General features: G+C 63.7%; 18 protein-coding genes and 1 tRNA gene. 6 read left to right on the top strand and 13 right to left on the bottom strand.

What is annotated here, in order from left to right; genetic code table 11:
* Both LPJ38_RS24090 and LPJ38_RS24085 read right to left on the bottom strand, forming a co-directional pair.
* Nucleotides 1-1,605, bottom strand: coding sequence for a carboxyl transferase domain-containing protein (locus LPJ38_RS24090; protein ID WP_145633427.1), 1,605 nt, complete (start codon nt 1,603-1,605; stop codon nt 1-3).
* A gap of 24 nt (nt 1,606-1,629) precedes the next feature.
* Nucleotides 1,630-2,757 (bottom strand): isovaleryl-CoA dehydrogenase, encoded by a 1,128-nt coding sequence (locus LPJ38_RS24085; protein ID WP_145634487.1) that lies wholly within the window; start codon nt 2,755-2,757, stop codon nt 1,630-1,632.
* Nucleotides 2,758-2,914: 157 nt separating this feature from the next.
* On the opposite strand from LPJ38_RS24085, the gene LPJ38_RS24080 reads away from it, so the two are divergent.
* The gene (locus tag LPJ38_RS24080) at nt 2,915-3,943 is read left to right on the top strand and encodes an AraC family transcriptional regulator (RefSeq protein ID WP_145633424.1); all 1,029 of its coding nucleotides are present in this window, start codon (nt 2,915-2,917) and stop codon (nt 3,941-3,943) included.
* Nucleotides 3,944-4,037: 94 nt separating this feature from the next.
* Here the strand turns inward: LPJ38_RS24080 and LPJ38_RS24075 are convergent, their stop codons facing one another.
* The 3 genes from LPJ38_RS24075 to LPJ38_RS24065 form a co-directional block, all read right to left on the bottom strand.
* On the bottom strand, nt 4,038-4,337 hold the full coding sequence (locus LPJ38_RS24075) for a DUF3551 domain-containing protein (protein WP_145633421.1): 300 nt from the start codon (nt 4,335-4,337) through the stop codon (nt 4,038-4,040).
* Nucleotides 4,338-4,548: 211 nt separating this feature from the next.
* A complete protein-coding gene (locus tag LPJ38_RS24070; protein ID WP_145633418.1) occupies nt 4,549-5,043 on the bottom strand; it encodes an Lrp/AsnC family transcriptional regulator in 495 nt (164 codons plus the stop codon).
* A 257-nt stretch (nt 5,044-5,300) separates the two neighbouring features.
* A complete protein-coding gene (locus tag LPJ38_RS24065; protein ID WP_008567648.1) occupies nt 5,301-5,606 on the bottom strand; it encodes an ETC complex I subunit in 306 nt (101 codons plus the stop codon).
* A gap of 256 nt (nt 5,607-5,862) precedes the next feature.
* Here LPJ38_RS24065 and LPJ38_RS24060 point away from each other — a divergent pair, with 256 nt between their 5' ends.
* On the top strand, nt 5,863-7,035 hold the full coding sequence (locus LPJ38_RS24060) for an OpgC domain-containing protein (protein WP_145633415.1): 1,173 nt from the start codon (nt 5,863-5,865) through the stop codon (nt 7,033-7,035).
* Nucleotides 7,036-7,077: 42 nt separating this feature from the next.
* Here LPJ38_RS24060 and LPJ38_RS24055 read toward each other — a convergent pair whose 3' ends face one another.
* Together LPJ38_RS24055 and LPJ38_RS24050 are read right to left on the bottom strand one after the other, a co-directional pair.
* Entirely contained in the window at nt 7,078-7,284 is a 207-nt protein-coding gene (locus LPJ38_RS24055) for a hypothetical protein (protein ID WP_145633412.1), read from the bottom strand.
* 131 nt (nt 7,285-7,415) lie between these two features.
* On the bottom strand, nt 7,416-7,958 hold the full coding sequence (locus tag LPJ38_RS24050; RefSeq protein WP_158644760.1) for a hypothetical protein: 543 nt from the start codon (nt 7,956-7,958) through the stop codon (nt 7,416-7,418).
* Between the two features lie 153 nt (nt 7,959-8,111).
* Between LPJ38_RS24050 and LPJ38_RS24045 the strand changes: the two genes are divergently transcribed.
* Nucleotides 8,112-8,363, top strand: coding sequence for an RNA-binding protein (locus tag LPJ38_RS24045; RefSeq protein ID WP_145633409.1), 252 nt, complete (start codon nt 8,112-8,114; stop codon nt 8,361-8,363).
* A gap of 53 nt (nt 8,364-8,416) precedes the next feature.
* Here the strand turns inward: LPJ38_RS24045 and LPJ38_RS24040 are convergent.
* From LPJ38_RS24040 to LPJ38_RS24025, 4 genes are all read right to left on the bottom strand, one after another.
* Nucleotides 8,417-8,493 (bottom strand) — tRNA-Pro (locus LPJ38_RS24040).
* 96 nt (nt 8,494-8,589) lie between these two features.
* A complete protein-coding gene (locus tag LPJ38_RS24035) occupies nt 8,590-9,078 on the bottom strand; it encodes a DUF192 domain-containing protein (protein WP_145633406.1) in 489 nt (162 codons plus the stop codon).
* A gap of 119 nt (nt 9,079-9,197) precedes the next feature.
* The gene (locus LPJ38_RS24030; RefSeq protein ID WP_167520468.1) at nt 9,198-9,860 is read right to left on the bottom strand and encodes a cold-shock protein; all 663 of its coding nucleotides are present in this window, start codon (nt 9,858-9,860) and stop codon (nt 9,198-9,200) included.
* 198 nt (nt 9,861-10,058) lie between these two features.
* Nucleotides 10,059-10,820, bottom strand: a complete 762-nt coding sequence (locus tag LPJ38_RS24025) for an SIR2 family NAD-dependent protein deacylase (protein ID WP_167520467.1) — start codon at nt 10,818-10,820, stop codon at nt 10,059-10,061.
* Nucleotides 10,821-11,085: 265 nt separating this feature from the next.
* Between LPJ38_RS24025 and LPJ38_RS24020 the strand changes: the two genes are divergently transcribed.
* Complete coding sequence (locus tag LPJ38_RS24020; RefSeq protein WP_167520466.1) at nt 11,086-11,250, top strand: hypothetical protein; 165 nt, start codon at nt 11,086-11,088, stop codon at nt 11,248-11,250.
* A gap of 64 nt (nt 11,251-11,314) precedes the next feature.
* On the opposite strand, the gene LPJ38_RS24015 is transcribed toward LPJ38_RS24020, so the two are convergent.
* On the bottom strand, nt 11,315-11,602 hold the full coding sequence (locus tag LPJ38_RS24015; RefSeq protein ID WP_145634460.1) for a hypothetical protein: 288 nt from the start codon (nt 11,600-11,602) through the stop codon (nt 11,315-11,317).
* 287 nt (nt 11,603-11,889) lie between these two features.
* Here LPJ38_RS24015 and LPJ38_RS24010 point away from each other — a divergent pair, with 287 nt between their 5' ends.
* Together LPJ38_RS24010 and LPJ38_RS37995 are read left to right on the top strand one after the other, a co-directional pair.
* Nucleotides 11,890-12,120, top strand: a complete 231-nt coding sequence (locus LPJ38_RS24010; RefSeq protein ID WP_145634447.1) for a hypothetical protein — start codon at nt 11,890-11,892, stop codon at nt 12,118-12,120.
* A 74-nt stretch (nt 12,121-12,194) separates the two neighbouring features.
* Nucleotides 12,195-12,320 carry a hypothetical protein gene (locus tag LPJ38_RS37995; RefSeq protein ID WP_283811470.1) on the top strand — a complete coding sequence of 42 codons (126 nt, stop codon included), beginning with the start codon at nt 12,195-12,197 and terminating at the stop codon, nt 12,318-12,320.
* A gap of 6 nt (nt 12,321-12,326) precedes the next feature.
* Here LPJ38_RS37995 and LPJ38_RS24005 read toward each other — a convergent pair whose 3' ends face one another.
* Entirely contained in the window at nt 12,327-12,524 is a 198-nt protein-coding gene (locus LPJ38_RS24005) for a hypothetical protein (RefSeq protein WP_145634428.1), read from the bottom strand.
* Nucleotides 12,525-12,693 lie beyond the last annotated feature (169 nt).

The following is a 12,693-nucleotide window of genomic DNA, read 5'->3' as shown; positions in this document are numbered from 1 at the left end:
TTACATCCTGAACAGGCCGAATTTCGTCGGTTCGATCGGCGCATTCGACGCCGCCGAGAGGCCGAGGCCGAGCACGAGGCGCGTGTCGGCCGGGTCGATCACGCCGTCATCCCAGAGACGCGCGGTCGCATAATACGGATGCCCCTGACTCTCATATTGCGCGCGGATCGGCTCGCGGAATTTATCTTCGTCTTCCCTGGACCAGCTATCGCCCTTGGCCTCGATGTTGTCGCGGCGGACCTGGCTCAGTACCATCGAGGCCTGCTCGCCTCCCATCACCGAGATGCGCGCATTCGGCCACATCCAGAGGAAGCGCGGCGAGTAGGCGCGGCCGCACATGCCGTAATTGCCGGCGCCGTAGGAGCCGCCGATCACGACGGTGAATTTCGGCACCGAGGCGGTCGCGACCGCCGTCACCAGCTTGGCGCCGTCGCGCGCGATGCCGCCGGCCTCGTATTTCTTGCCGACCATGAAGCCGGTGATGTTCTGCAAGAAAACAAGCGGAATGCCACGCTGGCAGCACAGCTCGATGAAATGCGCGCCCTTCAGCGAGCTTTCGCTGAAGAGGATGCCGTTATTGGCGATGATGCCGACCGGGTAGCCCCAGATATGGGCGAAGCCGCACACCAGCGTCGTGCCGTAGAGCTTCTTGAACTCGTCGAACCCGGAACCATCAACCACGCGCGCGATGATGTCGCGCACGTCGAACGGCTTTCTGCCGTCGACCGGGACCACGCCGTAGATCTCCTCCGCTGCAAACAGCGGCTCGCGCGGCGGATGCATGTTGAGGTTCGGCCGCACCGGCGGCTTCAGCGTGCCGACGATGCGTCGGGCGATGCCGATCGCATGCGCATCGTTCTGGGCGTAATGGTCGGTCACGCCTGATTGCCGCGAATGTACGTCGGCGCCGCCGAGCTCCTCCGCGGTGACGACCTCGCCGGTCGCCGCCTTCACCAGCGGCGGGCCGCCGAGGAAAATGGTGCCCTGATTGCGCACGATGATGCTCTCGTCGGACATCGCGGGGACATAGGCGCCGCCGGCGGTGCAGGAGCCCATCACGATCGCGATCTGGGGAATGCCCTGTGAGGACATTTGCGCCTGGTTGTAGAAGATGCGGCCGAAATGCCGCTCGTCCGGAAATATCTCGTCCTGCAGCGGCAGGAAGGCGCCGCCGGAATCGACCATGTAGACGCAAGGCAGATTGTTCTGCCGTGCGATGTCCTGCGCGCGCAGATGCTTCTTCACGGTCATGGGATAGTACGTGCCGCCCTTGATGGTGGCGTCGTTGGCGACGATCACGCATTCGCGGCCCGCAATGCGCCCCACCCCCGTGACGACGCTGGCCGAATGCACGTCGCCGCCATAGAGGCCATACGCCGCGAGCGGCGACAGCTCGAGGAAAGACGTGCCGGGATCGACCAGGAGGTCGACGCGCTGGCGCGCCAGCATCTTGCCGCGCGCGGTGTGGCGGTTGCGGGAGGCCTCGCCGCCGCCGCCAGCAACCTGGCTCAGTTTCTCGCGCAGATCCGCGACGAGGCTGCGCATGGCCTCGGAATTGCGCGCGAAGTCGGATGACGACGGGTCGATGCTGGAATGGAGCGGCATGATGATTCCAATGGGATGAACGTGTCAGGCCGTCTCGGCCATCAATTCGCGGCCGATCAGCATGCGGCGAACCTCCGAGGTGCCGGCGCCGATCTCGTAGAGTTTTGCGTCGCGCCAGAGACGCCCCACAGGGAATTCGCTGGTGTAGCCAACCCCGCCGAGCGCCTGGATCGCCTCGCCCGCCATCCACGTCGCCTTCTCCGCGGAATAGAGGATCGCGGCCGCCGCATCCTTGCGCAGGCTGCGCGCGTGGTCGGCGCGGTCGCAGGCGCGCCCCACCGCATAGACATAGGCGCGCGTGGCCTGCCAGGTCGAATACATGTCGGCGAGCTTGCCCTGCATCAGCTGGAAGTCGCCGATCGGCTGGCCGAACTGCTTACGTTCGTGCATGTAGGGCACCACCGCGTCCATGCAGGCCGCCATGATCCCGAGCGGACCGCCTGACAGCACCGCGCGCTCATAGTCGAGGCCGGACATCAGCACCTTGACGCCCTCGCCCACCTTGCCGAGCACGTTCTCCTCGGGCACCTCGCACTCGTCGAAGAACAAGGGATAGGTGTTGGAGCCGCGCATGCCGAGCTTGTCGAGATGCTGGCCATGAGTGAATCCCTTGAAGCCCTTCTCGATCAGGAACGCCGTCATGCCGCGCGGCCCGGCCTCCGGATCGGTCTTGGCGTAGACCACGAGCACGTCGGCATCGCCGCCATTGGTGATCCACATCTTGGAGCCGTTGAGCACGTAGCGGTCGCCGCGCTTGTCGGCGCGCAGCTTCATCGAGACCACGTCCGAGCCGGCCCCGGGCTCGGACATCGCCAGCGCGCCGACATACTCGCCCGAGATCAGCTTGGGCAAATAGCGCTGCCGCTGCGCATCGTTGCCGTTGCGGCGAATCTGGTTGACGCAAAGGTTGGAATGGGCGCCGTAGGACAGCCCCACGGCGGCGGAGCCGCGCGAAATCTCCTCCATGGCGACGATATGGGCGAGATAGCCCATGTTGGAGCCGCCATATTGCTCCGGCGCGGTCATGCCGAGCAGGCCGAGGTCGCCAAAGCGCTTCCAGAGGTCCGCGGGGAACAGATTGGCCTTCTCGATGTCGGCCGCGCGCGGGGCGATCTCCGCCTCCACGAAGGCGCGAAGCGTGTCGCGCAGCATGCCGATGTCTTCGCCCAGATCGAAGTCGATGCTCGGGATATTCAAGGCGATTCCTCCGTATTTTGGCCTTCGAGCCTAGCGGTATCGAGGCCCTCTGGCGGTCGAAAAGGTTGCATTTTCCGCCAAACTTGGCGAGGATTTTTCCAAGGGAGTTTCGATGCCTTTTCAAGCCACGACCGCAACCTCGCGTCGCGCCGTGACCCCCGCCGCCTTCGTCCGCGGCGTGATCGCCGCTTACGAGCGCTACGGCCGCGATCCGGCGGAGGCGCTCAGCCGGGGTCAGGTAGCCCCCGACCTTGTCAATTCTCCGGATGGGCGGGTCACGGCGGCCCAGTTCGAGGCCCTTGCCGGCCACGCCATGCGCGAGCTCGACGACGAGGCGCTCGGCTGGTTCTCGCGGCGGCTGCCCTGGGGCACCTACGGCATGCTGTGCCGCGCCTCGATCACGGCGCCGACACTGGAGGTCGCGCTCAAGCGCTGGTGCCGGCATCACCGCCTGATCACCGAGGACGTGCTGCTCGATCTGGAACTGAACGAGGAGACCGCGGTCGTCTCGATCCGGGAGCTGCGCGAACTCGGGCCCTTGCGCGAATTCTGCCTCGTCACGCTGCTCCGCTACGTGCTCGGCTTCTCCTGCTGGGCGGTGGATTCCGGAATCTCGCTCCGCGCAGCGGAATTCCCTTATTCCGAGCCCGGCCATGTCTCGGTCTATCCGACCATCTTCTGCAAGAGCGTGCGCTTCGATGCGGACTGCGCGCGCATCGTCTTCGACAAGCACTATCTGTCGCTGCCGCTGACGCGCAGCCCGAGCGATCTCGACAGCATGCTCAAGGGCGCGCTGCGGCTGACGGTGCTGCCCTATCGGCGCGACCGGCTTCTGGTCGAGCGCGTTCGCCGCGTGCTTCGCCATGCGCGCGGACGCAGTCTCGGCGCGGAGGATGTCGCCAGCGAGCTAGCGCTCTCAACCCGCACCATGCATCGGCGCCTGCGCGAGGAGGCCACCTCGCTGCGCGACCTCAAGGAGGAGGCGAAGTTCGAGCTGGCGAAACAGGAGCTGCTGCGCGGCCGCACTCCGATCAAGCGCATCGCGGAAATCGCCGGCTTCCGCAACGAGAAGAGTTTTTCCCGTGCCTTCCGGACCTGGACCGGTGCGAGCCCGCGCGAATTCCGCGGCCGCTATCGCTGAGGCGCGCCAGCCGTCGCCTGGCCGAGAAAAACGAACGGCCTCCGGGATAAATCCCGAAGGCCGTAACGTCGCGAAACCGATGTCGATTTCAACTTCAGTTCGAGTTGGTCTGACCGCCCGAGCGAAGCTTGGCGCGCGGCTGCGTGTGCTTCGGCTGATAGGCCATCGCGTCGTTCGAGGTCTTCGCGCCGCCGCTCTGCGAGCAGGTGCCGCCGATCCCGCCGGCCGCCGCCCGGCAGGCTTCCATCGTCGGATAGCCGCAGCCATGAGCGGCCTGGGCGCCGTTGGTGATGCAGTAGTCTTCCGCCTGCGCGGCAGGCGCGGTCATCATGAGAAACGCGGAGGCGAACAGCGCCGCGGCGGATGCGACGAACGTCTTCGAGGTCGAGGTCATGGTGTCTCTTCCAGCTTCAAGGATCCCACAAAACAGGCCTCAGGATGCGACGCAGGCTGAGGTTCACTCCTTGCATCTAGGCGGGGCGGCGGACCCCACAATCACGTCTTGGCGCATCGCAGGGCTTCCGAAATCACATGTCACAGTTAGGTGAGTGACTCATGTAAATGATTTGATTGGTTGAAATCCCGGTGGTCTCTTTCAGGATCCCCTATCCGGCCGGCGCCGCGACAGCGACCTCCTGCAACGGCAGCGGCACGTCCTTGGCGACGCCCAGCACCGGGAAGCTGCGAACGTTTTTCACATCAGGCATCGCGGCAAAATGCAGGAGCTGCTGGCGCATGCTCTCGACACTCGGCGCCACGCATTTGAGGAGATAGTCGGTGTCGCCCGAAATGCGCCAGCACTGCTGGATGCGCGGGATCGCTGATATCGAGCTCTCGAACGCCTCCAGCACCGGCTGAGCCTGGCTGCCGAGCTGGATCGAAACGAACGACACCACCTCATAGCCGAGCAGCCGCTCGTCGATGACGGCGCGCACGGCCCGGATCACGCCCCGGCTGAACAGCGATTTCAGTCGCCGCAGGCAGTTCGGCGCGGACACGCCGACGCGCAGCGCCAGCTCGTTGTTGCGAACCCGCCCGTCCTGCTGCAGCTCGGACAATATCTTCAGATCGACGCCGTCGAGCTGGTCACGCCCCGCCATACCCCTACCCCCGCCGTGATCACGTCATGACGGCAAGCGAAGCACGGAGCGAAATCGGTGCCAAGGGCCAGAGGCCGGATCGCAGCCATCCGCAGTTGGGGATCATCGGACGCGATCGATATCGTCATGCGCTGGCAGAGACCCATCTGCCGTCATGGCCGGGCCTTGTCCCGGCCACCCACGAACTTCACACGCCCCAAAAACGTGGATGCCCGGGACAAGCCCGGGCATGACGTACCGATCGAGCTTGCCGAGGATCAATGCGTCCAGGGCTCGCCGCGGCGAAACGAGAAATTGTCGGCATAGGCGACCGGGCGCCGGATCGATTCCTGCGGCTCGATCACCTGATAGGCGATGCCTTTGCGCTCGCAATAGGCGACCGCCTCTTCCTTGCTGTGGAAGCGCAGCGTGATCTGCTGCTTCATGTCTCCGGACGAGGTCCAGCCCATCAGCGGCTCCACCGAACGCGGCTGCTCCGGCTCGTAATCGAGCTGCCATTCCTTCGTCTTGGACCGGCCGGATTGCATCGCGTTCTTGGCGGGTTTGAAAATGCGTGCGGTCATGGATGGTCCGGGCCTCTTCGTCTTTTTCGTTCGATTCCGATGCGTCACGGTGGCAGTTGGTGGAAACTGCAGCATAGTATAGAGACACCGTTCGGGAAACGTGCGGTGATTCCGGCTCCCGGGGTGCCTTGCCTATGGGTATAGTCATTATGCTGCACCGTGACAATTGCGTACCCGCCTTCCGCGCCGGGATCCCGTCCGACGGCCCGGCCTCACCGATATCAGCGCTTCCGTCCTTTCCGAGAGCTCCCGACGCATGGCCTTCCTGAACGTCAGCGCAACGCTTCCCGACAAGGGTCGCGACCTCCGGCTCGACCTGTTTCGCGGCGTCGCGAACTGGGCGATCTTCCTCGACCACATCCCCGACAACGTGGTGAACTGGGTCACGACGCGCAATTACGGCTTCTCCGACGCAGCCGATCTGTTCGTCTTCATCTCCGGCTACACGGCCTCCTTCGTCTATGCGCGGATGATGCTGGAGCGCGGCTTCATCGTCGGCGCCACCCGGCTCACCAAGCGCGTCTGGCAGCTCTATGTCGCCCACATCATCCTGTTCGTGATCTACATCGCCTCGATCAGCTATCTCGCGCTGCGCTTCGGCGATTCCGAGATGATCAACGAGTTCAACGTCGCCGGCCTCGTCGACAACGCAACCGAGACGCTGCGCCAGGGCCTGTTCCTGCGCTTCAAGCCGCTCAATCTCGACGTGCTGCCGCTCTACATCGTGCTGATGGGACTGTTTCCGCCGGTGCTGTGGTTCATGCTGCGCAAGCCGGACCTGACGATGGCGCTGTCCATCGTGCTGTGGCTCGCAGCCCGCCATTTCGGCTGGAATCTGACGGCCTATCCGGCCGGCCAGTGGTACTTCAACCCCTCTTGCTGGCAGGTTCTGTTCGTGTTCGGCGCCTGGTGCGCCATGGGCGGCGCGCGGCGCTCGGCGGCGCTGATCAATGCGCCGGTCACGCTCTACCTCTGCCTCGCCTATCTCGCCTTCGCACTGGTCATGACCATGGCCGGCCGCTTCCCGACCTTCGGCGGCATGTTCCCGGAGTGGCTGTTCTCGGCCTTCAACCCCAACGACAAAACCAACCTCGCACCTTACCGCTTCATGCACTTCGTCGTGATCGTGATCCTGGTGATCCGTTTCGTGCCCAAGGAATGGCCGGGCCTGGAATGGAAGGTGTTCGATCCGCTGATCGTCTGCGGCCAGCAGTCGCTCGCGGTGTTCTGCGTCGGCGTATTCCTGTCCTTCGTCGGCCATTTCGAGCTGTCGATGAGCTCGGGCTCGCTGCTGGCGCAGATATTCGTCAGCATCGCAGGCATCGCGATCATGACGACCGTGGCCTATTACATTTCGTGGTCGAAGAAGCAGGACAAGCCGCTGAAGCCGCCGCCGGCCAAACCGGCTGCGGCGGCGAAGGCCGGCTGAGACGAGGCACAGCGATTTCGGCCTGACGACGGCAATGCCGGCTCAGGCCGCCTCTTCGCCGTCGAACTCGGTGAACTTCTTGTAGATCCAGTCGCGCCCGTCGTGGCGACGCCAGACCCTGCCGTAAACGAGCTGCCCATTGATCGAGCGGCGTGGGACGATCACGGTCCAGAGATGCCAGATTTCGGTCCAGTTCGATTGCGGACCGGATTGTGGACCGGCGGTTGTGAAGTCGCGGTCGAAAGACATGACGCAGAACTCGACTGATGCAGGCGCCGCGACGAACTGTGACCCTGTGTGAGCACGGATTCAGACAGCCCATCGCGAGTTGGTGTCTATCTGATAACGATCACCAGGGCGGCTGCAACCACTGCTCGCGCTTAACCTAACCGGTCAACCTTACTTCTCGTGCGCAAGCGGCGAGATTGGTTGAAAGCCGGCCTCGACTTTTCTAGAATGCGTTCGTGATTTGAGAGCGCGCCGTTTTTTTGGGGCGCGGTGATTTTGAACCGACACGTATTTTGAAAAGTTTCGATGGGCGGGGCGACCACGATGAACTTGCAATGTGCATGTCTGCGCCTGGCGCTGCGATCGACGACGCCCGTCCCGATCGCAAGGACGCCCGCCCATGAGCCGCCGAAGGCCGCCAACGACAACCAGACGGTCTGGCCATTAGTGCCGTTTCCGTCCGGCTGGTACGCCGCGAACTGACGGATCAGACCTGAGAAACAACGGCTGACAAGCGCAACGCCGCGCAAGCGGAATATCATCGCTTGGCGGCGTCCGTTTAGACATTGGGCGCTGAAATCCCCAATAGGGAAATGTATGCGGCGACGAACGGAAGGTTCGATGAGCCCCTCGCAATTCTGTGCCGCTGCAAAGGGCGCAACGGCTTGAATCTCGCGCTGAGGTCGCCGCGCCATGAGCGTGAGCCAAGGCGTTCGCAGTGCCTTTCGGCTCTGACGGCCGCAACCAATCACCACGCCAGGCGTTGCAGCTTTTTCCCGATCAGGGGCGTCGAAAGGTGTGCGCAGCGTGCCCGCTTGCCCCTACTCCATGTGAGCTGGAGCGTGCCGGTGAACATTCGCGAACGAGCCGTGGTGAAGGACGAGCAGGCAGCAGGGCAAGGCGACGGAACGAACCAGGTCGATGCACCCAAGACCCTTGCTGACAAGACGCTTGCCGACAAGACGCTTGCCGAGCCGCCGGAGACCGGAAGCTCGCTGGTCGCACTCTGCGGTCTCGGCCTCGCCGTCGTCGCGATGTTTGGCTGGATATGCGCCCTCGCCTGGATCGGCTGGCGCCTGCTCAATTGGCTACTGTTCTGAGCCTGGAGGGGGCGGTATCGGCCTTGGGACGCCTCGCTGGGGATCGCCGGGACTGGTCGGGGCAGCTGGATTCGAACCAACGACCTGCAGTACCCAAAACTGCCGCGCTACCAGGCTGCGCTATACCCCGAATGTCCTGCGAGCCCCGTCGATACACGCTTCCCAATGCGCCAGCAAGCTTCCTGGAGGCCGCCTGCGGCCCCGGAAACGCCCTCGCCTGTCCGGCCTATTTGCTGCCGAACAGCGGATGGCCGACGCGGTCGCCGGGGCGGATGCCGTATTTCTGCGCCGTTCCCGCCACGACCTCCAGCACGGCCCGGGCGGGGCCCCTGGACGAGATGATCTTGGTCGACATCGGCTCGGTATTCTCGGCGATGCGCAGGATGCGGCCGTCGGCGCGGATGAAGATCATGTCGAGAGAGACATAGGTGTTCTTCATCCACATCGAGATTTCCTGCTCGGGATTAAAGTCGAACAGCATGCCTTTGCCATCAGGCAGTTCCTTTCGGTACATCAGTCCGGTCTGCTTCTCCTCCTCGGTCGTCGCCATCTCGACCGAGAACACCTGCACGCCGTTCTTGGTGACGATCTCGAGCGGCTGGAAGCTCGCGGCGTGGACAACAGACCCGGTGGCCGCTGTGGCGCCGGCAACGACGAGGATGGCGACCAGCCAGCCCTTCAGAGCGGACCAGACGGCCTTTCGATCAGACATCATGGGAATACTCGAGGCGTGGGACTGGAGCAGTCCTTACGCGGCGGTCGCCGGAAAAGCCAGAGGCGCGCCGGCCAGCCGGCGCGCCTCTGCTCACGATTGCGGGAACGGACCCGTCTAAATTAGTGCGACTGCAGGCCCGGCGATCCGGTCTCGGGATGGATCTCGGCCGCCATCATGCCCTTGGAGCCGGGCCCGAAGCGGACCAGCACATATTGCCCGGGCCGCAGCTCGGTCATGCCGAAGCGGCGCAGCGTCTCCATGTGCACGAAGATGTCGGGCGTGCCCTCACCGCAGGTCAGGAAGCCGAAGCCGCGCAGCCGGTTGAACCATTTGACCTGGGCCCGCTCCAGGCCGCTGGTCGGGGTAACCGTGACGTGGGTGCGCGGCGGCAGCATCTGCGCCGGATGGATCGCGGTGGACTCGTCCATCGAGACCACGCGGAAGGCCTGATAGCCCTTGGCGCGCTGGATGCACTCGACCACGATACGCGCGCCCTCGTAAGCGGTTTGGAAGCCGTCGCGCCTGAGCACGGTCACGTGCAGGAGCACATCGGGCCAGCCATTGTCGGGAACGATGAAGCCGTAGCCCTTGGAGGCGTCGAACCATTTGATGACTCCGGTCACCTCGACGAGGTTGGCGCTGGCCTCACCGAGACCGGTGAAGGGACTGAGCGCGGTGTCACGGCCCGCGCCACCATGCTCGCTCGGCGCCAAACGCCCCGGCGAAGCGCTCTGTCCGGGAACTCCAAGCTTCTTGGACTCAAATCCGTCCGACGACCCCATAACCCCGGACCCCACACTGCCATGCAACCCGCCACATAGGCGGCTCTCGAATCACGCGTCTTAAGAGAATGTTCTCAATTCGACGCGACGCGAATCTTTCGACTCAAAAGATAACACTCCCGGTTGCGAGGCATAGACAAAAAAGAGATTCGCCGGAACCTATGAACAGCTTGCACGGCAGCGAATCAAATTGATGCCTCAATTTTCGACAAAGGGCCCGAGGGTTTCACCGATGTCGTTGCGGATGACGAGATCGGCGATGTCGTCCTGCTCGGTCGGCTCCCGATTGACGATCACCAGACGTGCACCAGCGTTCTTCGCCATCATCGGAAACCCCGCCGCCGGCCACACCACCAGCGAGGAGCCGATGGCGATGAAGAGATCGCAGGCCTGCGACAACGCGGTCGCGCGCTGCATCTCGTCCTCGGGCATCATCTGGCCGAACGAGATCGTGGCGGTCTTCACCGGCTCATCGCAACTGGTGCAGTTGGGCGCGGCGCCGTCGGCGTCGAACCTCTGCTTCACCCAGTCGAGCGAAAAGATCTGCCCGCATCCGATGCAGCGCGCATAAGTAGTATTCCCGTGAAGTTCAACCACGTGCTCAGGGGCCAGCCCCGAGGCCTGGTGCAGATTGTCGATGTTCTGGGTGATCACGGCGGGAACCTTGCCGGCGCGGTACAACGAGGCCAGTGCGCGGTGACCGCGGCCCGGCTTTGCCGCGGCAAACACCTCCTCCATCGCAAAGCGCCGGCGCCAGGATTCGTCGCGCGCCTCCTGGCTCGCCACGAACTCGTCGAACGGGATCGGACGATAGCGCGTCCAAATTCCGCCCGGCGAGCGGAAGTCAGGGATGCCGCACTCGGTCGAGAGGCCCGCGCCGGTGAACGGCACGATGGTCTTCGCTTCGGCGATCATGTCGCCGAGCCGCTCGACGCCGCTGCGGAGATCCGATCCAATCACGCGCTGCTCCCGATATGTTTGCGCTCGCCGCAAGGCGGGCAAGCGGCAAGATTGTTGACGCTCTTATCCACCGTGAAAAGAAAAGAGCGAAGACAAACAGAGTAGGCAATTCCTTCCGCCCTTCGCATATCACAATCCTGCAATGCCTCCTCCCCATTGACGCCCCATTCCGAAGCACCAATGGATGTGTTGACGCGACTCAACGTGATTGCGGCGGCAGCGCTTGAGTTCAGGTGCACATACTCAGGTGTAGAGGGGATTTGACATGACCGAAGACGAACAACGCAAAGAGCGCGAACGCGAAGAGATCACCGCCCGTGTCGCCGCCTTCCGTGCCACCCAGGAAAAATTCAAGCGCGAGCGCGAGGAATATTTCGTGTCGACGCTGGAGAATGCCCGCAAGGTCGAACGTCCTTCGCTCTGGCCGTAGTCGCGAATGTCACGCGCACGAAAAAAGCCCGGAGCATCGCTCCGGGCTTTTCGTTTCTCGGTCGCTACCAGTGGCGCCAATGATGGTGCCGGTAGTACGGTCCGCCACCGTAATAGGCGTAGGGGCCCGGCTCGTAATAGTAGCGCGGGCCGCCGTAGTAACCGTATCTCGGGCCATAATAGCCGTACGGCTGCGATGCGGCGACCGCGCCCGCGGTGATCGCGCCGGCGGCCAGACCGAATGCAAGGCCCGGGCCGATGCCGCGACCGCGCGCCTCGGCAGGCGCAGGCGCCGCGACCGCGGTCACGCCGACGGCTGCGACGGTGGCCAGAACTGCCAGTGTCTTCTTCATCATTTTTCCTCCTTCGCGCGTCTCGCCGAGATAACGACGGGCGGCTGCGATGGTTGCGCGCAGCGCGGAACCCGAAGCCGCCAAAAAAACAGTGAACCCGCGGGAACGAAGGCGCTGCGGGCGGATTGACACTGGAAGTGCGGAAGCCTCCGCCATCCGGGTTGAGGCGACAGCACGAAGACCCCGTCAGCATCCTCCGCGATGCTGGCGGGGTTTTTAATTTCACGGAAGAAAATGGCAGCAGACGCGTCCGGCTGCCAGCGGGGCGGACGAACGAGGAGGAGAGATTGCCTATATCCGCTTTGCTGGCCCGTATCCGCCGGCTCGTGCCAAAATCCGACGACCAGCACTACGAGGAAATCGTCCGCAACTTCGGAGTCGGCACGCTGCGCCCGCCGCCGACGCCGATGAGCGACCGCGAATTGGCCCAAGCCATTGCCGAGTTCCTGAGGGAACAGCCGTCGAGCGAATCCGTCGCGGCCTTGGGCCGCAAGCTCGATCCCTCGTCGCCGCTTTGAACGCTTCTTGTGTAAGCACGGAACAACGAGTTCGCGCACACGTTGAGATCGGCTTCAGGAAGGAGAGACCCGATATGCCTGCGTGGCTCGAAGTCCTGCTCAATCTGTCCGGCTATGCCGGCTTCGTCGCCCTCGCTTCGCGCGGCGGCACGTTCACGAACGCGTCTGCTGACGACCGGACCTGCGGCGGGAGAAGCTAGCGTTCTCTAGTTGGCCCGCGGCGGCTGCCCAGCGGTGCGTACCAGGCGGTCGGCCTTGACCGCCACACGCGCGTCCTCGACCTGCGGCCGCAGCGAGAAGCTGATCAGCACGAAAGCGAGACAAAAGAGCGTGCCGACGACAGCGACGCGCCGATAAGTGGCGCGATCGCCTTGATGAAAGGACGGCTCTGAAAACGGCGTCATGGCAAATGGCTTCTTGGCAAAGGTCGTTTTTTGATTGTCCTTGCCCAACACCTATCCCAAGCAGCGGCAAGCGCAACGCCATTGGGCTTTTAACCTAACCGAATAGGGTTATCGGCTTTCGCACAAGCTTTCGTTAGGACCTGCGCAGTCGGCTCTCGCATCGTGCCCG

The sequence above is a fragment of the Bradyrhizobium daqingense genome (assembly GCF_021044685.1).
Lineage (GTDB): Bacteria > Pseudomonadota > Alphaproteobacteria > Rhizobiales > Xanthobacteraceae > Bradyrhizobium > Bradyrhizobium daqingense.
The sequence above is the reverse complement of the archived record's forward strand: the minus strand, read 5'-3'. Positions and strand labels throughout refer to the sequence as shown.